At 43.8% G+C, this 24609-nt stretch carries 19 protein-coding genes; 2 read left to right on the plus strand and 17 right to left on the minus strand.

Annotation, left to right across the window (positions count from 1 at the left end; all coding sequences use genetic code 11):
* Positions 1–263: 263 nt before the first annotated feature.
* The 10 genes from AC6CIF_RS17510 to AC6CIF_RS17555 form a co-directional block, all read right to left on the minus strand.
* Positions 264–1706: a 6-phospho-beta-glucosidase gene (locus AC6CIF_RS17510; RefSeq protein ID WP_498200718.1), complete on the minus strand. Its 1443-nt coding sequence runs from the start codon at positions 1704–1706 to the stop codon at positions 264–266.
* A 34-nt stretch (positions 1707–1740) separates the two neighbouring features.
* Complete coding sequence (locus AC6CIF_RS17515; protein WP_498200719.1) at positions 1741–3654, minus strand: beta-glucoside-specific PTS transporter subunit IIABC; 1914 nt, start codon at positions 3652–3654, stop codon at positions 1741–1743.
* 444 nt (positions 3655–4098) lie between these two features.
* A complete protein-coding gene (locus AC6CIF_RS17520) occupies positions 4099–6036 on the minus strand; it encodes a beta-glucoside-specific PTS transporter subunit IIABC (RefSeq protein ID WP_498200720.1) in 1938 nt (645 codons plus the stop codon).
* A 167-nt stretch (positions 6037–6203) separates the two neighbouring features.
* The gene (gene licT / locus AC6CIF_RS17525; protein WP_036613486.1) at positions 6204–7043 is read right to left on the minus strand and encodes a BglG family transcription antiterminator LicT; all 840 of its coding nucleotides are present in this window, start codon (positions 7041–7043) and stop codon (positions 6204–6206) included.
* Between the two features lie 231 nt (positions 7044–7274).
* Positions 7275–7574, minus strand: coding sequence for a hypothetical protein (locus AC6CIF_RS17530; RefSeq protein WP_498200721.1), 300 nt, complete (start codon positions 7572–7574; stop codon positions 7275–7277).
* Positions 7575–7631: 57 nt separating this feature from the next.
* Entirely contained in the window at positions 7632–8192 is a 561-nt protein-coding gene (locus tag AC6CIF_RS17535) for a DEAD/DEAH box helicase family protein (RefSeq protein ID WP_498200722.1), read from the minus strand.
* Between the two features lie 167 nt (positions 8193–8359).
* Positions 8360–9448 (minus strand): acyltransferase, encoded by a 1089-nt coding sequence (locus AC6CIF_RS17540; protein ID WP_498200723.1) that lies wholly within the window; start codon positions 9446–9448, stop codon positions 8360–8362.
* A gap of 140 nt (positions 9449–9588) precedes the next feature.
* Positions 9589–10128 carry a GNAT family N-acetyltransferase gene (locus AC6CIF_RS17545; RefSeq protein WP_498200725.1) on the minus strand — a complete coding sequence of 180 codons (540 nt, stop codon included), beginning with the start codon at positions 10126–10128 and terminating at the stop codon, positions 9589–9591.
* Positions 10103–10576 carry a putative immunity protein gene (locus tag AC6CIF_RS17550; RefSeq protein ID WP_498200727.1) on the minus strand — a complete coding sequence of 158 codons (474 nt, stop codon included), beginning with the start codon at positions 10574–10576 and terminating at the stop codon, positions 10103–10105. Before AC6CIF_RS17550 ends, AC6CIF_RS17545 begins: the two co-directional genes overlap by 26 nt.
* A gap of 113 nt (positions 10577–10689) precedes the next feature.
* Positions 10690–13410, minus strand: a complete 2721-nt coding sequence (locus AC6CIF_RS17555) for a family 78 glycoside hydrolase catalytic domain (RefSeq protein ID WP_498200729.1) — start codon at positions 13408–13410, stop codon at positions 10690–10692.
* Between the two features lie 134 nt (positions 13411–13544).
* On the opposite strand from AC6CIF_RS17555, the gene AC6CIF_RS17560 reads away from it, so the two are divergent.
* Positions 13545–14429 (plus strand): helix-turn-helix domain-containing protein, encoded by an 885-nt coding sequence (locus AC6CIF_RS17560; protein ID WP_498200731.1) that lies wholly within the window; start codon positions 13545–13547, stop codon positions 14427–14429.
* A 9-nt stretch (positions 14430–14438) separates the two neighbouring features.
* Here the strand turns inward: AC6CIF_RS17560 and AC6CIF_RS17565 are convergent, their stop codons facing one another.
* The 4 genes from AC6CIF_RS17565 to licT (AC6CIF_RS17580) all read right to left on the minus strand — a co-directional run bounded on the left by AC6CIF_RS17565 (position 14439) and on the right by licT (AC6CIF_RS17580) (position 19593).
* Positions 14439–15005, minus strand: a complete 567-nt coding sequence (locus AC6CIF_RS17565) for a 5' nucleotidase, NT5C type (protein WP_221820522.1) — start codon at positions 15003–15005, stop codon at positions 14439–14441.
* 168 nt (positions 15006–15173) lie between these two features.
* Positions 15174–16637: a glycoside hydrolase family 1 protein gene (locus AC6CIF_RS17570; RefSeq protein ID WP_498200732.1), complete on the minus strand. Its 1464-nt coding sequence runs from the start codon at positions 16635–16637 to the stop codon at positions 15174–15176.
* Positions 16638–16686: 49 nt separating this feature from the next.
* Positions 16687–18606 (minus strand): beta-glucoside-specific PTS transporter subunit IIABC, encoded by a 1920-nt coding sequence (locus tag AC6CIF_RS17575; RefSeq protein WP_498200733.1) that lies wholly within the window; start codon positions 18604–18606, stop codon positions 16687–16689.
* 132 nt (positions 18607–18738) lie between these two features.
* Positions 18739–19593 carry a BglG family transcription antiterminator LicT gene (licT, locus tag AC6CIF_RS17580; RefSeq protein ID WP_036613466.1) on the minus strand — a complete coding sequence of 285 codons (855 nt, stop codon included), beginning with the start codon at positions 19591–19593 and terminating at the stop codon, positions 18739–18741.
* A 255-nt stretch (positions 19594–19848) separates the two neighbouring features.
* On the opposite strand from licT (AC6CIF_RS17580), the gene AC6CIF_RS17585 reads away from it, so the two are divergent.
* A complete protein-coding gene (locus tag AC6CIF_RS17585; protein WP_498200734.1) occupies positions 19849–20871 on the plus strand; it encodes a hypothetical protein in 1023 nt (340 codons plus the stop codon).
* Between the two features lie 216 nt (positions 20872–21087).
* On the opposite strand, the gene AC6CIF_RS17590 is transcribed toward AC6CIF_RS17585, so the two are convergent.
* The 3 genes from AC6CIF_RS17590 to fsa all read right to left on the minus strand — a co-directional run bounded on the left by AC6CIF_RS17590 (position 21088) and on the right by fsa (position 24582).
* The gene (locus tag AC6CIF_RS17590) at positions 21088–22191 is read right to left on the minus strand and encodes a metallophosphoesterase (protein ID WP_498200735.1); all 1104 of its coding nucleotides are present in this window, start codon (positions 22189–22191) and stop codon (positions 21088–21090) included.
* A 246-nt stretch (positions 22192–22437) separates the two neighbouring features.
* The gene (gnd, locus tag AC6CIF_RS17595) at positions 22438–23856 is read right to left on the minus strand and encodes an NADP-dependent phosphogluconate dehydrogenase (protein WP_105599284.1); all 1419 of its coding nucleotides are present in this window, start codon (positions 23854–23856) and stop codon (positions 22438–22440) included.
* Positions 23857–23916: 60 nt separating this feature from the next.
* Complete coding sequence (fsa, locus tag AC6CIF_RS17600; protein ID WP_076210039.1) at positions 23917–24582, minus strand: fructose-6-phosphate aldolase; 666 nt, start codon at positions 24580–24582, stop codon at positions 23917–23919.
* Positions 24583–24609 lie beyond the last annotated feature (27 nt).

The raw sequence follows: 24609 nt of genomic DNA on the forward strand, positions 1-24609 counted from the left end.
TTCCGATTTTGGGCAGACTTCACCCTTGGAATAGATTCTAGAAAAAGACAGCAGTGGAGTATCCATATCCCGAAGATATAAACGCAAGTGATTTTTTCTTCATGAGTGGATGCTCCTCCCTTCTTAAGTGACAAGATTCTCTTAATTTTTCTATTATATCTGAAAGCCACATCATGGGTCAAATTCATCCCCTCATAAACAAAGAGCAATCCCGTAATAACGAGACTGCTCTTTGTCTATTCTATAGCGTTGGATACCTTGTATCAGAAATATTGTGCGCCATTACTTGCAATGACATCTTGGTACCAGTGAAAACTCTTCTTTTTCACTCTGCGAAGTGTGCCCGTACCATCATTATTTCTGTCTACATAGATATAGCCATAACGTTTCTTCATCTCTCCGGTACCCGCACTGACCAGGTCAATCGGTCCCCAGCTTGTGTAACCTATGAGCTCTACACCGTCTTGAATCGCTTCAGCCATCTCGGCAAAATGACTATTCAAATATTCGATGCGATAATCATCTTCTACGGAGTCATTGTCTAACAACACATCGGTTGCTCCAAGTCCATTTTCTACGATAAACAAAGGTTTGCCATAGCGGTCATGCAGTTGATTAAGCGTAATTCGAAGCCCCTTAGGATCAATGGTCCACCCCCACTCGGAAGCTTGCAGATAAGGGTTCTTTACCGAACCAAATACATTGCCTTCTGTCGAATCTTTCAAAATCTCAGGGTCCGTACTGGTGCACCGGCTTGCGTAATAGCTAAATCCGATATAGTCAACTGTGTTCTGCATCAAGATCTCTGCATCTTCCGGTTGCATGTCAATCCGAATGTCATTTTCTCTGAAAAATCTTTTCGTATACCCCGGATATCCTCCCTTCGACTGCACGTCGATGAAGAAGAATGATTCGCGATCTTTCTCCATGGCTTTCCATACATCATCCGGATTAGAGCTGTACGGATACACCATTCCAGCGGCTAACATACATCCAATCTGTGCATCCGGAATGATCTCATGACAAGCCTTAACAGCAAGTGCACTCGCTACCAATTCATGATGTGCTGCCTGATACAGAATCTGATCTTTGTTTTCACCATCCTGAAGGACAATGCCCGCTCCAATATACGGAAGATGCAGCAACATGTTGATCTCGTTAAACGTCATCCAGTATTTCACTTTATTCTTATATCGATTGAATAAAGTCGTCGCATATTTCTCAAAGAAACCAATCATCTTACGATTCTTCCAGCCGCCGTAAGTCTCGACCAGATGTACAGGTACATCGAAATGGCAGATCGTCACGACAGGTTCAATGTTGTATTTTAATAACTCATCAAAGACATCATCATAAAATTGCAAGCCTGCTTCGTTTGGCTCCGCTTCATCACCTTTAGGGAAAATTCGTGCCCAGGCTATGGAAAGCCTGAGGCACTTAAATCCCATTTCTGCAAATAACGCAATATCTTCCTTATATCGATGATAGAAGTCAATGGCTTCATGTGAAGGATAGAATTCTCCTGTTTTGAGCTCATACGAATCCAGATTACCCAGAGCAATATTCCATCGATTGGCACCAATCGGAATCAGATCTACCGTTGTTAAACCTTTGCCACCTTCCAGATAAGCACCTTCCAATTGATTCGCTGCGGTTGCTCCTCCCCAGAGAAAATTCTCCGGGAAGGCTGTAAACTTTTCATTCATTGAGGAGCCCCTCCTAAACAATCTGTAATTTCAATTAGCTTAATACCGTGATCAATTTATCTTTCTCATGAACGGATGCATCTTTCGTTCCTACAACGTCCAGATAATTTGAAGTATTAGTAACAATGATCGGTGTAACCGTCTCATATCCTGCATCTTTAATCGCTTGCAGATCAAACTCAACAATCAGGTCACCTGCGTTAACACGGTCTCCATCTTTCACATGGGTTGTAAAATATTGACCTTTCAGCTTGACCGTATCCTGTCCAATATGGATCAGCATCTCTACACCATCATCGCTTACAAGACCAATGGCGTGTTTGGTACGATATACGGTTTGAACAACACCTGTGATTGGAGATACCACTCTACCACTGGTTGGACGAATTGCAATCCCTTTACCCATGTGCTCTCCTGCAAACGTTACGTCATTAATTTCGTTCAGTGCAACAACTTCACCAGCCATTGGGCTGACAATTTCGTATCTGCTGTTCGGATTTGGATCAAGTACTGGTGCTGGAGCTGGTGTAGCTTCCACTTTGTCTTTGAATCCAACCACGTATGTCAGAATAAAACCAAGGATGAACGCGATACCACATGCAACCAGAGCCATATAGAATCCGGAATCAACGCCTGTTGCCTTATTAATGAAGCTTGGGAAACCGAACACACCCAGTCCACCAAAGATGTATAATTTTGAACCGGCCAATCCCAAGATACCACCACCGATACCACCTGCAATACAGCTCATGATAAACGGTTTTTTCAGTGGAAGTGTTAGACCGTAAATTGCTGGCTCGGTTACACCGAAGATCCCAGAGATGAAGGCCGGAATACCTAAAGATTTCAATTTCGTATTTTTGGTTTTCAGTATAACCGCAAGTACAGCACCGATTTGGGCAAAGGATGCAGCGAAAGACATCGCAATTACTGGATCAGCCCCAGAAGTACTCAAGTTAAGAAGCATGACTGGCACGAGTCCCCAGTGGAGCCCAAACAGTACAAACACTTGCCACAAACCACCGATAATCAAACCTGTAACAACCGGACTTAAATCGTAGATGCCTGTTGCTCCTGCACCAATCAACTGTCCTGCCCAAGTGGATACTGGACCAATCAGAATGAATGTTGCCGGAACGATAACGAGCAAAGTAAAGAATGGAACAAGGAACGTGCTAACAACTTTAGGAATAATATTTTTAAAGAATCTTTCAATTTTAACAGCGAAGAATGTAGCAATAATGATTGGAATAACCGATGTTGAATAACTCATCAGAATAACTGGAATACCCAGGAACGTAATGTGAATCGGTGATTCAATTAACGTACCCGCAAACAGGGTGTACAATGGATCTCCGGCAGTCAGGCCGGACAGCGTAGGATAAACTAATGAAGCACCTATCGCCATACCCAGGAACGGTGAACCGCCAAATTTCTTGATTGCCGTGTAACCCAGGAAGATCGGGAAGAAGTAGAACAGACAATCACCCGTTGCATTCAACAGTTGGTACGTTCCGGAAGTGTCTGTAATCCATCCAAAGGATAAAAACATGGCCGTGAAACCTTTGATCATACCTGTTGCAGCCAGCAAACCTAGTAACGGAGTGAACACACCGGAGATCATATCGATAAATCGGCTGAACAACCCTACTTTTTTGCCTGTGTTATCCGTTTCCTCTTCAACTTGTCCTTCACTTGGGAAATTCCCTACTTTAACAACTGCTTTATATACATCCGGCACTTCGTTGCCGATAACAACTTGATATTGTCCACCACTTTGCATGACGGTAATAACACCTGGCAGATTTTTAAGTTCTTCCGTTTTGGCTACGCTTTCATTTTTCAGTTTAAACCGCAGTCTTGTTACGCAATGGAATACACTGTTTACGTTCTCGCGACCACCTACACGTGACAGAATGTCCTTAGCTAATTGATCGTAGTTGCTCATTGTAATTCTCCCTCTCTAAGTAGACTCCCCATGACTTTTGAAACAAATAAAACCTGAACCACTGAACATACACAACATACCGGATCGTCCGGAAATCAGTCGTGTTATTCAGCAATTCAGGTTTTGCCCTTAACGGTTGCAACCCTGTAAGGCTGTACACTTTGGTATTTAATTATTTGGATAACGAAAGTAAGTTACATTCCATACCCTCTGAACTGAGGATCGTCGGCATTGCCTGATTGAACAGTTACAATCCGATTGATGTATGCGCTTACTTCTTGAACTCATCATAGTACATCTGAACTACGTTTGCAACACTTATTTTTATTAATTTCACAAATACATTGGAGTGACCGAAAATAAAAAAAGAGACCACTTCGAAAACATCAAAGTGGTCTCTATAGAGCTAATGTTCACATTAATACAATACGCAATGAAGCAGAATTAACCAATAACCGTAACCAATTTATCCTTTTCTTGCACTTCACGACTTGTTGTAGCAACCACGTCCAAATAATCAGCCGTATTCGTTACAATAATCGGTGTTACGGTCTCATAACCCGCCTCAATAATGGCCTGCAGATCAAATTCAACGATCAGATCGCCAACACTCACACGATCCCCATCTTTCACATGTGCAGTGAAATGTTGACCTTTGAGCTGTACCGTATCCTGACCGATATGGATCAGAATCTCTACACCTTGATCATCTACAAGTCCAATTGCATGTTTGGTACGATAAATCGTCTGTACCACACCATTAATCGGGGATACAACTCTCCCACTGGTTGGGCGAATAGCGATCCCTTTACCCATATGTTCACCAGCAAATGTAGCATCATTAATTTCTTGCAAAGGAACCACCTCACCCGTCATCGGGCTGGAAATTTCGTAGCGATTGTTGGGATTAGGCTCAAGTGCAGCCTTCTCTTCTTTTACTGGCTCTGGAGCCTGTTTGGTAGCCTCTGGATTAGCAGGATCTTTGAATCCTACAAAATAAACGAGAACAAAACCTAGTACAAAAGCAATGATAGTGGCAATCATGGCCATCCAGAATTCATAGTTGATCCCCTCTGTGGGACTAATCAGCGCTGGAACACCAAAGATTCCTGAAGCAAATACAAACATTTTGGAGCCAGCGAAGCCAATAATACCCCCAGCGGTTGCAGAAGCAATACAACTCATAATAAATGGTTTTTTCAGTGGCAAAGTAAGACCATAAATAGCAGGCTCAGTTACACCAAAAATCCCGGACACAAAGGCAGGAACACCCAGTGATTTGAGTTTGGTATTTTTCGTTTTAAGCATAACGCCAAGAACCGCACCAATCTGAGCAAACGAAGCAGCAAACATCATAGCCAGGATCGGGTCTGCTTTCAGTGTGGACAGATTCAGCAGCATAATTGGTACGATACCCCAGTGTAACCCGAAGATCACCAACACTTGCCACAATCCACCAACAACAATACCGGTTACCAACGGACTCAAGTCATAGATGCCCGATACCCCGGCACCAATCAGCTGACTTGCCCATGTTGCGATTGGACCAATCAAGAGGAATGTTACAGGGACAACAATCAGAATTGTAAAGAATGGCGTGAGGAACGTTCTCACAACAGAAGGAATGATCTTTTTGAAGAACGCTTCTACTTTTGCTCCAAAATAAGCAGCAATAATAATCGGAATGACGGATGAGGAATAACTCATCAAGATAACGGGAATACCCAGGAACGTGATATGAATCGGTGATTCAAACAATGTGCCTGCAAACAGCGTATAGAGCGGTTCCCCACCACTAAGACCGGATAAGGTCGGATATACAAGTGATGCTCCGATGGCCATCCCGAGGAATGGAGATCCACCGAATTTTTTCATAGCTGTGTAACCCAGGAAGATTGGGAAGAAGTAGAATAGACAGTCTCCTGCAGCATTCAACAATTGATATGTTCCTGAAGCCGGGTCCAGCCATTCGAGAGAAGTGAACATGGACAGGAAACCTTTGATCATCCCTGTTGCAGCTAGCAAGCCGAGAATGGGTGTAAATACACCTGAGATCAAGTCGATAAACTGACCCAAGAGACTCTCTTTTTTACCGGAAGATTCTGAATCATCACTTGAGACCGGTTCATCCGCATTCATATTACCCACCTGTAACAAGGCTTTATACACATCAGACACTTCGTTACCCACAACGACCTGGTATTGCCCCCCGCTTTGCATTACCGTTATGACTCCAGGCAGATTTTTGAGTTCGTCTGTTTTGGCATTATTGTCATTTTTTAATTTGAAACGAAGTCTGGTCGCGCAGTGCACCACGCTGTTAATGTTCTGTTTACCACCAACACCAGACAGAATGTCTTTGGCTAATTGCTCGTGTTTCATGAAGTCTTTTCTTCCTTTCTGGCTAGACACGGATTCGGAGCATATTGGAGAGAATAAAAAAACCTGAACATCTGAATGTATGGAACATCCGGTTAACGGTATGTTCTGTCATTCAAGCGTTCAGGTTTTGCCCTAGTGGTTGCAACCCTGCAAGCTGATCTATGGGATTATTCAGAAGTTGCATTCACAACTCTCTCAATATGAATCGTTAAGTACATCAATTCTTCGTCAGTTAGTTGATACGTGTAGTTGCTTTCAATGAATTTCTTGATTTTCTCCGAGCACTTGTGCGCTGCTGGATACTTTTTCTGAATCATCAGGAACAGTTCATCATCGTTGTTGCTCTTGTAATGTTTTCCCTTCACCAAACGTTGGGCGAAAAACTTCAAATGTGTCACAAAGCGATAAAATGTCAGTGAGTTCTCATCAAAATCAATCTTGAAATGATACTTGATGATTGTCAAGATTTCCTGCATGACCTGCGTCATACTCTTGATGTTGGGCATTTCCTCGTTCAAAGCTGCATTGACAAAGTGAAGTGCCATAAAACCGGCTTCGTCCTCGGGCAAGATCACACCAAACTGATCACAGATCATATTGAGCGCTTCCATTCCGACTTCATATTCCTCTTTGTATAACTGCTTTGTCTCCCAGATTAAACCGTTGCGTATGGGCAGATTCTTGCGATACCGCTCAATAGCAAAGTGAATATGGTCTGTGAGATGTAAGTAAATGCTCTCATTTAATTTCTTGCCAAGTTTTAATTTGGCGTAAGCGATGATTTCCTCGGATACTTTCATGTATTCCAGAGGAATGCTTGAGATTAATGCCTTGAAGTTTTCCTGAATATCTTCATTCTGTAAAGTAAATATCTTGTCGATATGCTGCTCGGAAACCATATCACCCGCCCGCTTCTGATAAGCAATCCCCCGGCCAATGATAATAACTTCCTGTTCGTCATTCATTGCAACTACAGCATTATTGTTCAGCACCTTCTCGATTTTCACTTTATCACTCCAATATACAGAAAAAGACAAACCAATCCCTTTTCTCAAGGTATACGGCTTTGCCTGATTCAACAGTTACAACCCGATATGTTGTACGCGCTTCCCTCATAATATTACAAATTTCTACACAGTGCAACAAAAAGTTAATATCGAATTAGCATGACTCCTGATCTAGGTAAATATACTCACAGGAGTGAGCAAATCAAGAATTATTTTACAGCGATTCACCGTTTATTGTTTTTTGCTGTCTTTCTCCAGTTCCGCTTCAATTCTTCGATTAATCATGTCCATTTGTTCTGAGCTCAATTGATCAACTTGCGTATATTCTTTATCCAACTCGTACTCTTTCGCCTCATTATTGTTCATTAGGCCCAGATGATTTTTGATATCCCGGATATCTTCACGCATATGCATCGTCTGACGGTATTGGTCTACAACAAGTGCAAAAATAATACCCCCGGCCACTATTGGACCAAATGGGATCAGATAACATAAAACAAGTCCTATGAGCAGAAATAAAACAAAGTACATGATGTAGTGCCCCTCTCATAGAAAGCATCTACTTTGCTAAAATAGACGTTTCTCAGATTACAAATTAAATCGTTCCTGAATTATCTTTGCCACCTCATCCGGGCTCTTGTGTGTGTTATCAATCCTTATGTAGTGCTCTTGCCTGATTTCTCCCGGTTCCGAATTCAATCGATAATGCTTCATCGTATCTAGCAAATCTCGCTCAGACCACACAATGTCACGCTTGGTTGGTTTATGTAACAGACGATGCGGACTTTTATTGCGCTCTAGTCTTTCCGATGCATCGGCCTCCAGTTCCACATAACAGACCTGACCCCCTTGAGATGTAAACAACTCACTGATCTTACGGATGTATTCACCATCTGACTCCGCGTCCAAAGCCCACACAAATGTAAAAATCAGACCCGGCAAATCACTCTTTGCCACTTCTTCAAAAATCTCCTGCCGGAACAGACTCACCAGTCTTTTGCCTTGTGGTGTGCCATAGCTGAAGAAAGGAGACACCAACTCAATGGTCATGTGGTTATGAAACAATTTAAGCTTTGTTATCTTCTCCAGTTCTTGCCCCACCGTCATCTTGCCTACAGCCTGTGGGCCAAAAATAATCACTAATTTCATTTTCGATCACTCCTGACAAGGTAGTGTTCATTCCATTAATTCAATTTTATGGACATTAAACTCTATAATAACTTCTTTAGGGCAAATAAAAAAGAGGTTTCAAGTGATTCCCTCAACGCGTGAGGGCTTGAAAACTCTTATCTTTAATTAAATATATTTATTTTAACTTAACGTCCGATCAGTACCCATCCCCACTTCATCCGGCGCAAACCCATCGCGCAGATCCATGAGATCAGGAGCGCCACAACATAAGATAGTATGATGCCAACACTGAAGTGCCTAGCCAGTTCATCTGTGAATTCACGTCTCCAGAAGAGCAGTACAAGTGGATGCATTAAAAATACACCGAATGCAACTGTACCCAAGGAGTCCAGAATACGCGTAGCTTTACGAACCTCGGTATGTTTTCCTGTGCCGATTCGTTCACTAAAGATCAGTAGGAGCAGGCAGGCTGACAAGGTAAACAGATTACGGAACAGGAACAGCACGGTATAGGTAATAACCGGGTATGCAGCAAAAGTGGTTTTGATATAAGCATTACCATATATAAAAATGGCACCTCCACCTAACAACGCAGCTATGAGCACATAACGGTGAGTATACAGTTTGTTCAATGCCCACTCAAAGTTCAACCCAACCCATGCGCCGAATCCAATCACGATCAGATAACTGGGTAACAAACTTCCTGTCCGTTCGAAGTGAAACTGCAAATGTAGTGCATAGAAGATCGCTTGGCCCGCAATAAAGAATAATGGCAAGTACCGATTAAACAAACGATGGCGTGTAAGGGACAGAAGCCATGGAAAAACGATATAGAATTGAAGAATAATCAGAAAAAAGTACAAGTGCGTATGAGCGGTTCCCATCACTAATTGTTTCGCAAATTGAACACTATGGGTCAAAGGTTCTTTGCCCGCAAGCAACTGTTTAATGGCAAAATAGATAAGGGACCACACCACATAGGGAACAAATACATAGAATAAACGCTTTTTATAAAAAGCGAGCATCCAACCCTTCTCATTCACCTTGGAGCTGTAGTTGTAGAACAAGACCAGGGATGACAGAAACAGAAACGCTGGAACGGCAAATTGCAAAAACGTGTTCCAGAAATAATACACATCATGATCTAATGTATGCTTGGGGTAATGCGCAACTGCTGTTGAAGTTGCATGAATAGCTACCACTGCCATGATGGCAAAAGCACGATAGAGATCCAGATACTCAATTCGCCGGGGCCGATTAACCCGTTGATTCATAAAGATAACCTCACTTGTGCCTGATATGGGATGATAGTTTCCGGCCGCAATCCAGATTCTATGCTTCATTTTAATCAGCACACGAGGGTATTACAATCATAATCCATATTATTTTCGTTATATTACATCATTATTCTGCATTATTCGACATTTTTCATCCAGAATCGTTCAACAACGTTGCCATTGGACTCCACATAGTTTTCATCCCGAATGCCACCATTTCGAAGGATAACCCTTCTGGAAGGCTCATTAACCGCATCACATACGACCAATACTTTGGAGATTCCAAGCTCTCTCGTTTTCTCCAAAGAAAGCCTGAGAATTTCGGAACCATAGCCATTGTGCCGCTCGCCCGGACGAATACCATATCCAATATGTCCTCCACTATTGAACAATTTATCGTTAAGCTCATGCCTTATATTGACGGCACCCACGATTTGTTGACTCTCCGTGACCAGCCAGTATGTACTGTCTTTGACCCAGCCCTCCGGGATGTCGATCCCTTGTTCATTACGCTGCAAAAATGCCAACATCTCATCAAACGCATAAGGATCTTTGGAAACGACCCAAGGTACCATCAATTCTCCACTTCTGACCCAGTCTTCATAAAATGCCAAATATGCTTCCTTATATGCTCGTGATGGTTTAATTAATCTAACGTGTTCTTTCCCCATGATCATTACACCCTCCCAATAGATATTGGTATTGCCACGTTCTCTCTTCCAGGACACGACGTTCTTGCTCTTCTATCAAACAGTCATAAAAGATAGCTTTCACTGCATACGTTGCGGCATGCACCGCATGGTCTTTCACATGGGCCGTTGCAGCTGCGTGTCCCGCCGCACGAGATGCAGCAGAGGCAGCGATATTATCGGCTTCCCGTGCAGCAGCATGAGCTGCAAAAGCCGCCTTTCGAGCGTCAACCATGGAAATCTCTCCACGAATCCAACCTCTTCCTGCATCAATGGCATCACGGGCGCGGAGATCCTCCGTCTTCTTCTCAGATATATACAAGACACGTGCCGCACACTCCGCAGCCCAACAGGCCAATGTATGGTGATCCTGTTGCTTAGCCAAATCCTCTATTTCGCGGCGCAAAGGCGCATCTTTAAATGCAGGTTTTGCCATGGTCATGCTCCTTTCATTATTCAAAAACAACAAATTCACTCTCAAACAAGTTCGAAAAAGGACCTGCGTGTGCAGGTCCTCTTCAATTATACTTCTTACGGCTTATTCTATCATTATACGGACTCTGTCAATGTAGACTTTTGAACATCCCGATCCTTTTTCGCATCTGTGTCTTTGTAAGTGAATTGGTAACTCCCAGATCCAAGTGTGACTTCAACATCGTCTCCAATGTTTTGAATATCCTGAATTCCACTTATCTGATCCAATGGTTTCCCTTGCTCCAGAACGATCTGCGCACCTGCTCCAGGAAGACGTACCGTACCTCTCGTATTGACAGGAATATGCACCCGTATCTCCATTTCACCCTCCGCCAGCCGATGCCAGCTTGAAACAACTTGACCATACATCGTCTCCAGACTCGCTTCCACCCAATCCAGTCCAGGTCCAGGTTGCGGCTCGATATGCACCATTCGGAATCCTGGCTGATGTTCATCGGACCGAATGCCAGCAACGTAACGATACAACCATTCTCCAATCGCTCCGTACGCATAGTGGTTAAATGAGTTCATATCAGCACTCCAGAGACTGCCATCCTCTTTGATCCCATCCCAATGTTCCCAGACGGTCGTTGCACCTTGAGTCACCTGATATAGCCAGGACGGATAATCCTCTTGAAAAAGTAATGTATAAGCCAGGTCGTGAAGACCTGCATCACTCAATACCGGATTCAGATAAGGTGTGCCCACGAAACCTGTAGTAAGATGATTGCCCGCCTCTTTCACGAGTTTTGCCAATTGTTCGACAGCACGAGTTCGAGCAGTGGCATCCAGCAGGTCAAATTGAAGCGCAAGAACATGTGCTGTTTGCGTCGGAACAGCAATTTTCCCAGCTGGAGTCACGAATTCATTTCGAAACGCATGAACAATGTTTGTATGCAACTGCTTGTAATATTCAGCATCATCTGTCTTTCCAAGTGCCTCAGCTGCCTTTTGAGTTAACGACACCGAATAGGCATAGAATGCTGTTGCCACATAATCTGTGTCCGTTGCGCCAACATAACTATCAGGCTTGGAGTCCAGTCCCAGCCAATCGCCAAAGTGGAATCCCGTGTTCCACAGGTACGGATTGTCACCCTGCACGTGAATGTATTCGACCCACCGCTTCATACTCTCATATTGCTCGGCCAATAACCTGACATCCCCATACATCTCATAGATGGTCCAAGGACAGATAACTGCTGCATCCCCCCAAGCGGCGGAGGAATGACTGGTGTCTCCCCACCCTTCTGAGGTGGAACTTCTCAGATCCGGAACGAAGAATGGAATACCGCCATCTTCTCCCTGATCTGCTTCCAGATCCCGCAGCCATTTGGTGAAGAAGGGAGCCGTATTCATCAGGTAGGAGGACGTGCGGATAAACATCTGTGCATCCCCGGTCCATCCGAGCCGTTCATCCCTCTGTGGACAGTCTGTCGGCACATCAAGAAAATTCCCCTTTTGCCCCCACAATATATTGTGATGCAGTTGGTTCACCAGTGGACTGGAGCATGAAAACTGACCTGTTGGCTCCATATTCGAGTGCAGCACTATTCCGGTGAATTCATCCAGACAAACGTGTTCCGGAAAGTTAACCAGCTTCACATAGCGAAACCCTTGGAACGTAAAATGCGGTTCAAATGTTTCCACTCCATCCCCCTTGCAGGTGTAGCGAATACACTGCTTGGCGGCTCGAAGATTATCGGTGTAGAAGTTGCCTTGATGATCCAATATCTCTGCATGATGCAACTCAACCGTATGACCCGCCTCACCTTGAAGACTGAATTTCACCCATCCCACCATATTCTGCCCCATATCTATTACACGATCTCCCTCGGGGGTTGTTAGCAAGGCGATTGGCTGCAGCTGTTCGACTTGGGTGACGGGTACGTTCTCCTGCGCAACGATGATATCTTTCGGATGTTCCAGTACGTTCACGGGTGACCAATTCGTCTGAGATGAATCCGACCAATCAGACTCCATTTGTGCATCGTACGTCTCTCCCATATAGATGTCCGACATGAGAATGGCACTTGGAGCAGACGTCCAATCCCCATTAGATAAGATCCATTCCTCCGAACCATCTGCATATTTCATATGCAATTCCAGCAGCAATGCGGATGTCGAACCAAATATCTCCCGTTCTTTGTTCCAGCCAAGATATCCTCGGTACCAACCATCACCCAGATAAGCGCCCAATATGTTCTGCCCATCCTGAAGTAGATGAGTTACATCATAGGTTTGATATTGTAATCGCTTACGATAAGAGGTCCAGCCAGGTGTAAAATAATCTTCTCCTACTCTTGTGTTGTTCATATGCAACTCGTATAATCCAAGTGCTGTCACATATATTCTGGCAGACGTAACAGGTTGTTTCACATTAAACTGCTTGCGCATACGCGGGCATGACGTATCTCCATCATCTGATGGTTGAGCTGTGATCCATTCTGCTTGCCACTTGTTATGACTATCCATAAGTCCCATCTCGAAATAAGCCGTTTCGGACCAGCCCGAATCACTTCCTGCATCATCCCATGCCTGAATCCGGTAATAGTATCGCGTTTGCGGGGAAGGCTGAAAATGGTTTAATTCCACATGTATGGATTGATCCGTGCTTATGTTGCCAGAATCCCATGCAATCTCATCAAATTCTTCTGACAGGGACAGCTGGATCTTGTATGCGGATTGCATGCAGTTTCGACGATCAGACTGTAACTGCCAGCTTAATCTCGGTGATTTGACATCAAGGCCTATCGGATTGATTCTATACTCACAGCGAAGGTGACTAACGTTGAACATTAGCAGATCGTCCTTTCCATCTTGGCTTCCCATTCGGGGTTACGATATAATTATATCGATCCTGTTGCCCTAAATACCCGGTAATCAGGACTATTTCATCCGGTGATTCAGCCATCTGTGCGAGGAGGTTGCTTGTGAATTCATCTGTACAACTCATGAAAAGCGAATACTTTCTGCATAATCATCTTCAACTTTTTGTCAATCGTTGCTCTGAAGATTTTGTCCTTCCTTTTCACGCACATGATTTTATTGAGTATAGTTATGTTGCCGAAGGAAAGGGCTTTCATCATATCGGTGAAGATGTCATTCCGGTGACAAAGGGGATGCTGTTTGTTATTCCTGTCGGCGTTCCTCATGTCTTTCGTCCTGTGAGCACCAACGTAACCGAGCATCCGTTAATTCTATATAATTGCTTATTTAATGCTGAACTGATCAACACCCTGACATCCGTCATTCAGGAAAAAGAAATCATTCAACATCTGATGGATCTGGCACAAAATCAGGTTCCTTATATATCCGTTGTGGATCACAACGACCGGATTGAAGAACTAATGGTGAAGCTATATCGTGAATCCTCTGTTCAGGGGATCGGTTCGTCTACCATGTTATACACCTTGGTAAGCCAGTTGGTATTGATGACCTACAGACAACTTTATCAAAAGGATTATGATGAAGAGCATCATTCCACAGGTTTTGATTATATCGTTCACTATATCAAGGAACACTTAGGCAATCGTATTCGGATGTCTGATCTGGTACGTGTATCGGGCTTTAGCGAAAAACAGATTGGCCGAATGTTTCTGCAACATACCGGTCAGACCTTTAGCAGCTACCTGCAACACCTCCGTATACAAAAAAGCTGCGAACTTCTAAAGAGTTCACAGCACAAAGTCAGTCTGATTGCCGAGCTGGTCGGATATCGGGATATGGATTCATTCTATGCTGCATTCAAAAAAATAACAGGTGAAACACCTCTCGCCTATCGCAAAAAATCCAGAGCACAGCACTCTGGACAATAAGGTTAACTCTCAGACACCAACAACCTGTAACACTTCATCTATGTATGCCTTGGCCTCTTTCCATGAAGACATTAACGGAAAGTTGTATTGCTCACGCTCCTGTATATTCCATGGATGCGGGATACAGATGACCTTTTTGCCATCCTCATGCGCTGGAATCAAATTATGTGCCCCATCATCAATAAGCAAATCAAAAGCGAGCAGGTTTTTTCTTTTGCATGTAATAAACTGTTCTGCGGTTATAAAAGGCATGTGCTGCTGAAGCCAGTTCCACTTCTCAACAACTGTTCTTGGTTCCGCTGCCGTTACAACAATAACATCATAAGCATCGTTCAGCTTTCGCATCTCATCTACTACATACTCGTCGTATAATTCCAATTCCTCGAACAGACCCGGCCGACCATAAAATACATCGTGCGTGCTCTCTGGATGACGCAAATGGGATGTATCCCAATGAATCATATCCTCGTAGCGAAGCGGATGGGTCGGGAAGTTGAGGTTGTTGTGATATATAGCCCGCTTGACCAGATGACATATCGTGTCATCCATATCTACAGCAATAATAGGCTTCTTCATGGTTATCCCTCCCCCAATACGATCACAGTATACCATCCAGAATGTTATGTAGTCATCTTTTTTACCTTGAAATGCCAATAGCGTTGATGAGAATACTACAGGATCATATAAAAAAGGCGCCCCGGCGCCGTAATACCAGCTACGCCCGGGGTGCCTTTATAGATTAATCTATTCCAAGTTCTCGCCATTCGAGGCAATGACTTTTTGGTACCAGCCAAAGCTCTTTTTCTTATACCGATTCAATGTGCCTTGTCCGTTGTCATCCTGATCCACGTAGATTACGCCATAACGCTTGGACATTTCCGAAGTGGATGCACTGATGATATCAATCGCTCCCCAGTTGGTATATCCCATCAGGTCTACTCCGTCCATAACGGCTTCTTTCATTTGTGTGATATGTTTTCTCAGGTAATCAATCCGGTAATCATCGTTGATAGAACCGTCTGCTTCAACCGTATCTTTCGCGCCAAGGCCATTCTCCACCACAAACAGTGGCAATTGATAACGGTCATACAGCTCTTTCAGTGCAACGCGCAGACCGATCGGATCAAGCTGCCAGCCCCACTCTGTACGCTCCAGATTCGGGTTCTTGATCGTACTGTACAGGTTACCACCCGTCACTCCATATTCCTCTGGGTTCACTGCGGACACCAAGGATGTGTAATAACTGAACGAAATGAAATCAACCGTGTGCTCATGCAGGATCTGCTCATCTCCCGGTTCCATGACAATCGTAATCCCGTTCTCTGCCCAGTACCGAGCCATGAACGTTGGGTAACTGCCACGAACTTGTACATCCGTATGCAGCAGGTTCAGCTGATTATCGATCTGTGCTTGCAGCACATCCTCTGGCTTCGATGTCGCCGGGTAGTGAATCATACGCGCAAGCATACATCCGATCTGGAAGTTCGGGTTAATCTGACGTGCTTTTTCTGTTACCAGGCTGCTGGCTACAAATTGATGATGAAGTGCCTGATAAGAAGCCTGCATCGTGTTCTCAACCCGGTCTTCAATAATACCGCCACCTGTGAACGGTTCAATAATGGTTGTGTTAATCTCATTAAACGTCAACCAGTATTTGACCTTGTCCTTGTATCGGTTCATCACGGTTTCGGCATATCTCACAAAGTGTCCAATCACTTCGCGACCAGCCCAGCCGTTGTATTTCAGAACAAGTGCCATAGGCATCTCATAATGCGAGAGGGTTACAAGTGGTTCGATATCGTATTTCCGGAGTTCATCGAACACTTCGTCATAGAAACGCAGTCCCTCTTCATTGGGCTCGGCATCATAACCATTCGGGAAAATACGCGGCCAGTTGATGGACAGTCGGAATGTCTTGAAGCCCAGTTCGGCGAACAATGCAATATCCTCTTTGAAACGGTGATAAAAATCAATCCCGTAACGCTTCGGATAACCTTCTGCACTATGATGTGCCATTGCTTTCTCAACCGTGGCACTGGTAACATGCATCAGTTCTCTAAGGTTGGTGTAGTCCTTTTTCTCAAAATAAGGAACCATGTCGGCTGTCGACCATCCTTTGCCACCAGCGTCGAATCCACCTTCAGCCTGATTAGCGGCAATAGCGCCGCCCCATAGAAAACCTTCCGGGAACCCTTGTCGATTAATCATTCGAATCTCTCCTTCTTTAGTTGATATTGTTAGTCCTAAGACGGACAGTTTAGATCTCAGCTTTCAAGACGTCGTCACCCATCGTGATTTCGCCCAATTTCACAGGTAGAACCTGCTTGTAATCAGCCGTATTGGTAACAACCATAGCGGTTGTGATATCGTATTCTTTTGCAATCTCGGTCAGTTCAAACGTGAGTAACTTGTCTCCAGCCTGTACACGTGCTCCTGTAGCAACATGTGCATCAAAATACTGTCCACGCAGCTTCACCGTGTTAATTCCAACATGAATCAACAATTCCATTCCGTTATCACTGCGGACAACGATCGCATGTTTTGTTTTGAACACATTCATGATGGTACCTGTCACTGGAGAAACCAATTCACCCACCGTTGGAACAAATGCCACACCTTTACCCATCAATTCATCACCAAATGTTGGATCATTGACTTCTTTGAGCGGGATGGATTTACCTGTCATCGGTGCAACTGCTACTGCATCACTCGTTGGTGTTGGATCGCCCATGTTGTCCACATTTACAGTTGCAACGTCATTGGAAGTTACTTTCGCTGGTGCAGTAGAAGCACCCGGTGAGAATTGAGCCAACGCCTCTGCGTCTCCTTCTTCTTCCTTGATACCAAATATCGTAGACATGATCGCACCCACGATAAAGGCCAAAATCATACCCCCAAAGGAATACCAGAAGGTTTGTCCGATCAGGGAAGGAAGTCCTGGGAGACCCCCGTTACCCGCAAGTACATACGCTTTCGCGCCAAAAGCAAGGGCGAATCCGCCACCCACTGCACTACCAATCATGGCTGCGGCAAATGGTTTTTTGTATTTCATATTTACGCCGTACATAGCCGGCTCCGTTACACCCATCAGAGCTGTAAAGCTCGTGGACAATGCCACGGTTTTGAGTTTTTTATCTTTTGCCCGGAAGAATACGCCGAGTGTTGCACCAGCCTGACCCATATTGGAAATAAAGGTCAATGGCAAGAATTTATCAAAGCCCAATGTAGCGATATTACTCAGAATAATCGGCACAAGTGCATAGTGCATTCCTGTCATAATAATGAGCGCCATCGCGCCGCCAAGAACAATACCTGCAATCAATCCGCCTTCATTCAGCAGCCAGTTGATACCGCCAGACAATCCGCTACCTACAAATGTACCCAATGGACCGATCGCAATCAGCGTTACCGGAACCATAACAAGTAAGGTAATCAGCGGCACAAGCAGCAGCTTGAGTGCAGCAGGGATAACACGGTCAACCCATTTCTCAACATAGGACATCAACCATACAGCAAGTAAAATCGGGATAACCGATGAAGCATAACTTACAGCCGTAACGGGGATTCCCAAGAATCCAACCGATTCACCGCTAGATAACAATGCTGTCATGTCTGGATACATGAGTGCCGTACCTAATGCAATCGCAACAAACGGGTTACTACCGAATTTACGAGCAGCACTGACTGCAATCAATAAAGGCAGGTAATGGAATACGCCGTCACCGATGGCTGAAAGAATACGATACGTATCCGTTCCAGCAGACATCCAACCTAAGGATACGAACAGTGCAAGTAATCCTTTGAGCATACCTGCCGCAGTAATCGCTGGAAGCATTGGAGCAAAGACACCTGCGATTGTTTCAAAAATTTTCAGCACGACATTTTGTTTTTTATCCGACTTTGGCTCTTTATTTTCTGTAGTTTGCTGGATTGCCGGATTTTCCTTCACCATGGCATCGAACACTTTTGCCACATCATTACCAATAATGACCTGAAATTGGTCGCCGGAAATATTCGTTCCCATGACCTTATCCAGTTTCTTGAGTGAGCCGTTGTCAACTTTCTCGTTATCTTTCAGATCAAAGCGCAAACGTGTGACGCAGTGATAAACTGAGTTAATATTGTTTGTTCCCCCAACGGCTTTAATGATTTCCTGCGCCGTTTCCTGATGTTTCATGATGTTTTCCTCCTCATTTTTCCAATAAAAAATACCCGAACGAATCTAGCGCATATGGATGGCGCCATCTCATTCGGGTATTGCCTGATTGAACAGTAACAAGCCCATAGGATATCCAGTTGTGATTTGATTCTATTGCGTGGACTTTTCGTCCCGCTTGGTTTTCATCAAACGTTCCAGATGGAGCGTTAGATATAACTGCTCAGAGTGAGTCATGTCATACTGATAGTTCTTATGGATAAAAGTCTCGATCTTGCCAATACATTTGAATGTCTCCGGATAGTTTTTCCGAACCACTTCATATAAATACTCCTCAGCATCATCATGTGAAGAATGAGTAATGACACGCTGACAGAAATATTTCAAATGGGTGATGAAGCGGAAATAATTGACGCTATCTTCATCCAATTCGACGTTGAAGTGATATTTGATAATATTCATGATCTCCTGCAACAGCTGCATCAGATGGGTGACATCGTTCATGGAATCATTGACTTCCGCATTGATAAAATGCAAGGCAATATTACAGATTTCATCTTTGGGAAACTCAATATCCAGTCTTTCCTTCAGCAAGGTCAGTGCTTCTCTGGCCACATCGTACTCCGCCTTATAGAAGTGCTGAACTTCCCAAGAAAGTGGATTACGAGTAATCATTCCTTTTTCCAAGCGCTGAACAGCAAAGTGAATGTGATCAGACAGCGAGACGTAGATCCCGTCACTGATGGTTTTGTTCAATTGTGTTCGTGCCAGTGTCACAATATCATCGGTTGCCTGCAAAATCTCAATCGGCACTTCAGCTACGATGGATTTGAATTTCTCATAGATTGATGCATCCTGAAGACGAAATACCTTCTCAATCCGCTCTTCATCAATCTCATCGCCTGCTTTGAACTTAAATCCGATACCCCGGCCGAGGATCAGTAGTTCCTGATTTTTGTCATCCACGGTACTGACAATATTGTTATTAAATATCTGTTTAATAATCATTATGGACCCACCTGGTTTTTTTTGAGGAATAAAAAAGGGCAAAACCAAAACAGAAATAATAAAATCATTTCCATCGTGGTTTTGCCCGCATTACCGGTAACAAGCCTCGGAACTAATTTATCATAACCTGAAAACGGTGTCAACAGGAAACCGATGTTTGGGTTATTATGGTTATGCAACATTTTACTTTTATGTTACATTAAATGATATGTAAGCATTATTTAGTATGGCCTAAACTAAACAGGAGGATTCATTTTGAAAAAATTCGTTTCAATGACTGTATTCATTGCTGCCATGTCACTCTTATTATCTGCACCACTCACCTTGGCCGCAAACTCCAATGACCTCTCGTTGATTGAGAATCAAGAGTCTGCTGACCAGCTGGATCGGAATGCACAACAACTTTTGAGTGATGAACTAGTTAAACTCGTGGGGAAACAGAACATTCAATTCACCACAATAGACACATCATTTGATCCGTGGGTCATTAACGGAACTATTGATGGAACCGGCTTCGCCTATTTCACACAAACATACGATCCTGATACAAATCGTGTCGCGTCCACCCATATCATGTATGATAACGCTGATCTGAATAAAGTCATGGATAATGCGCTGCGCCTGAAGCTTGACGCCTTCTTAAAAACATTTGAAGATGAAGATATCTTCATTAAAGGTGGTTTCTGGCGTTTCAAAGCTAATGATCAGGAACATGGACATTTACTCCAAAACTACTGGGTCATCTTCGGACCAAGTCAACAACTTTACATCGATGTGGACAAAGGTAATCAAATGTCGGCAATCCTGCAATATAAAATCGGTGATTCCTATGCCTGGATGACAAACATAGCACGAAATTCACTCAAAACACTTGGAATACCCTCAGTAAAAGCTTTTGATTACACCTTATTTACCGTAGAAGGAAAAGATATGTTATGGAAGTATAGGGATAACGACAATCTAAACTACGTACATATCGGCAGCAAGACCGGAAAGGTATGGAAAGTCACCAACGAACTGGGTATCAACTGGAAAAATGATACTGATTTCAAAAAGTCTTTTGCCAAGCCCAAGCTCAGCAAAAACAAAGCACTATCCATCGCTGTACCTACAGTCAGATCTATATTTGGTATTGAGCTAAAAGGTTATTCCGTTCGTATCCAAGAAAACGAGTACACCTTCACGAAAAAAGGAGCCACAACGCTTATCGGTAAAATCAATACAAAAGGCGCATTTTATTCGTTTGAAGCCATTCCTTCAAAAGGGGTAAGAAACTAACTTACATAATAAAAAACAAGCGGCTTGAACTCCGATTTCCGGGAGATCGAGCCGTTTTATTTTGATAATCAACCAGCACTCATTGAAAATTGCATAAGAAATACTCCGCTTTATAACGACAGTAGATTTAATCTTGTCATCATAAAAGCGGAGCCGGTATCATCAATCTACGCTTGACGTGCTTATTAGGCAGCCCTTCTCTCGAAGGGCCTTTCATCATTGCTGGAAGGTCACATTAATCTGTACAATCTCCGAACGACTACTAGTACGAATTGGTGGTCCCCAGAAGCCAAATCCTGAGGTTACGATGGAGTGCATAGAGCCTTTTTGTAGATAACCCCAATCATTCTCATAAATAGCTTGTGTGATGAACTGAGCAGGCGCAATCTGTCCACGGTGGGTGTGACCGGATACCACCAGATCTACATTGTTTTGCTCCGCAATATCCAGATCATACGGCTGGTGATCCATCATAAGTACAGGTTGGCTCAAGTCCGTATCTTGCATTAGTGCAGCTACTTCTGCCCGATCCTTCTCTGTCCGGTCTTTCCGTCCAATCAGGGTAATCTTGTCATCCAAAACGATCTTGTCATCGTACAAAACTTGCATGTTGCTCTTCTCCAGTGCAGCAATCAGATCTTCAATGGGACCATCGAACTTGTCGTGATTCCCGAGAGAAGCATAGACACCATATGGAGCCTGAATGTCACTGATAATATCCGCGATTCCGCTATTGAGGTACATATCCAGATTGTCGTCAATAATATCTCCAGGATACAGCACCAGATCCGGCTTCAGAGCATTAATTTCCTCCACCATGCGTTTGGCATGTGCAGGGCCAGACAGAAGTCCAAAGTGCATATCAGCAGCCATGACAATGTTGAGCTTGTCTACACCTTCTACTTTTTTATCAATCTGAATATTATATGTTCTCACTACCGGGCTGTAGGCGTTGAAGATTCCATAACCTAATGTGGACACTAACAGCACCAGCGTAACAACACCTGCCCACTTCTGTGTGTGATGTCTTGGAATACGGGTTAATCTCAGCAACCACATCGTCAGGTGAACGACGGGCAGGATCAACAATAACAACGAGAAGATCGCTAGCCAGTAAGAACCGATAATACCGAGGAACGAAATGCTTCCAAATAATCGTGCCAATATGAAGGAAATGGCAAGGAATACAAGCGCAATAATATACAACCACCGAAATCTGGCGGACACGACAGGTTTCATCCAACTCCAACCGCTCCAGCCTATGTAGAACACTAATAAACCATATACAACCAAAAACAATATACCCGCTAATACAAACATGCCCGGTCTAACCTCCACGTCAATAAGTTGTATTCTGAATTTTCATCAAGGACACAAGTCCGTCTGAACAAGTATAACGTAGTTGAAGGGTCAGATCACCTGTTTGCAAAAGCCAGATAGGTACATTTTATTACAATTTGATGATATTCAAATTCGTACCATAAACCAGAAAAAGCATTCCTGCAGTCACCCTGAATAGTTAAATTCAAAGACAACCGCAGGAATGCTTTATTTTCGGAATTAAAATTACTCGTTTGTGTCCATCCACTGGAAGTGGAATGAACCTTCTTTGTCCACACGTTTGAATGTGTGAGCACCGAAGTAGTCACGTTGTGCTTGCAGCAAGTTTGCTGGCAAACGCTCTGTACGGTAGCTGTCGTAGTAAGAAAGAGCGCTGGAGAAGCCAGGTACTGGAATACCTTGTTTTACAGCAGCCGCTATAACTTCACGCCATGCACCTTGATAAGATTCAACGATGTTTTGGAAATAAGGATCCAGCAGCAGGTTTTTGAGTTCTGCATCTTTGTCATATGCTTCTTTAATGTTTTGCAAGAACTGCGAACGGATGATGCAACCACCACGGAAGATCATGGCAATGTTACCATATTTCAGATCCCAGCCGTATTCATCGGAAGCTGCACGCATTTGTGCAAATCCTTGTGCATAAGATACGATTTTACTTGCAAACAATGCTTTACGCACGTTCTCGATAAACGCTTTTTTGTCGCCAGAGAATGCTTCAGTTGCTGGTCCACTTAGGATTTTGCTAGCTGCTACACGCTCGTCCTTCATCGCAGAGAGGAAACGGGAGAATACGGATTCCGTAATCATGGACAATGGAACGCCGAGATCCAGCGCACTTTGGCTTGTCCATTTCCCTGTTCCTTTTTGTCCAGCCGCGTCCAGAATAACGTCAACCATTGGTTTGCCTGTTTCTGGATCATATTTGGAGAAGATATCTGCCGTGATTTCGATCAGGTAGCTGTCCAGCTCCCCTTGATTCCACTCGGTGAAGATCTCATGCAACTCTTCAACGGAAACGTTCAATACGGATTTGAGCAAGTGATAAGCTTCACCAATCAACTGCATATCTCCGTACTCGATACCGTTATGCACCATTTTCACATAGTGTCCGGCCCCGTCTGGTCCGATATATGTGCTGCAAGCGTCATCGCCAACTTTGGCAGAGATCGCTGTAAGGATCGGTTCTACCAACTGATAAGCACTTTCCTGACCGCCTGGCATGATTGCCGGGCCTTTCAGTGCGCCTTCTTCACCACCGGATACACCTGCTCCGATGAAGCGGAAACCTTTTTCTTCCAGTTCTTTACTGCGACGTTGTGTGTCAGGGAAGTAAGCATTACCTCCATCGATAATAATGTCGCCTTGATCCAGATGAGGAAGCAGTTGCTCGATCGTTGCATCTGTTGCTTTACCTGCTTGCACCATGATCAGAATTTTACGCGGAGACTCCAGGGATTCCACGAATTCTTCAATGGTGAACGCACCTGTCAGGTTTTTACCTTCTGCTTCTTTCAGAAGATCGTTCGTTTTCTCCGGGGAACGGTTAAATACCGCTACCGAGAAACCTTTGCTTTCAATATTCAAAGCCAGGTTTTTACCCATTACTGCCAATCCAATAACACCAATCTGTTGTTTACTCATTATGTCCTCCCAATACTCCATTATTTATATAGTAAGTTGAAACGAATGAATGGTTATAGATTATTGTACTGTTTTTTTCCAGTCCGCTGCAAATTTGTCCATACCTTGATCTGTCAGCGGGTGTTTGGAGATCTGTTCAATGACGGAGAATGGAACAGTAGCAATATGTGCTCCAGCCATCGCTACACGTGTAACGTGATCCGGATGTCTTACAGAAGCAGCAATAATCTGTGCATCCAGGTTATGTGTACGGAACAATTCAGCAACTTTGGCAACCAATTGTACGCCATCTTCGGAGATATCATCAAGACGTCCCAGGAATGGGGATACATATGTCGCACCAGCACGAGCAGCCAAAAGCGCCTGGTTCACAGTGAAGATCAACGTTACGTTGGTTTTCACGCCTTTTTTGGTCAAGTAACGGCAAGCTTCCAGTCCTGCAAGTGTCATTGGCAATTTGATCGTAATGTTTTTGTCGCTGTTGTTAATTTTGATCAATTCGTCTGCTTGCGCGATCATTTCTTCAGCAGTAAGGGCATCTGGTGTCACTTCCGCAGAAACGGACTCCACTTCAGGTACCAAACGCAAGATTTCTTCAATACGATCTTCGAATTTCACGCCTTCTTTGGCTACCAAAGATGGGTTTGTTGTTACACCAGACAATACGCCGATTTTGTATGCTTTTTGGATATCTTCCACGTTAGCTGTATCGATAAAAAATTTCATGATTTAATTACCTCCAGATATATTTTT

The sequence above is a fragment of the Paenibacillus sp. GQ49 genome (assembly GCF_059759055.1).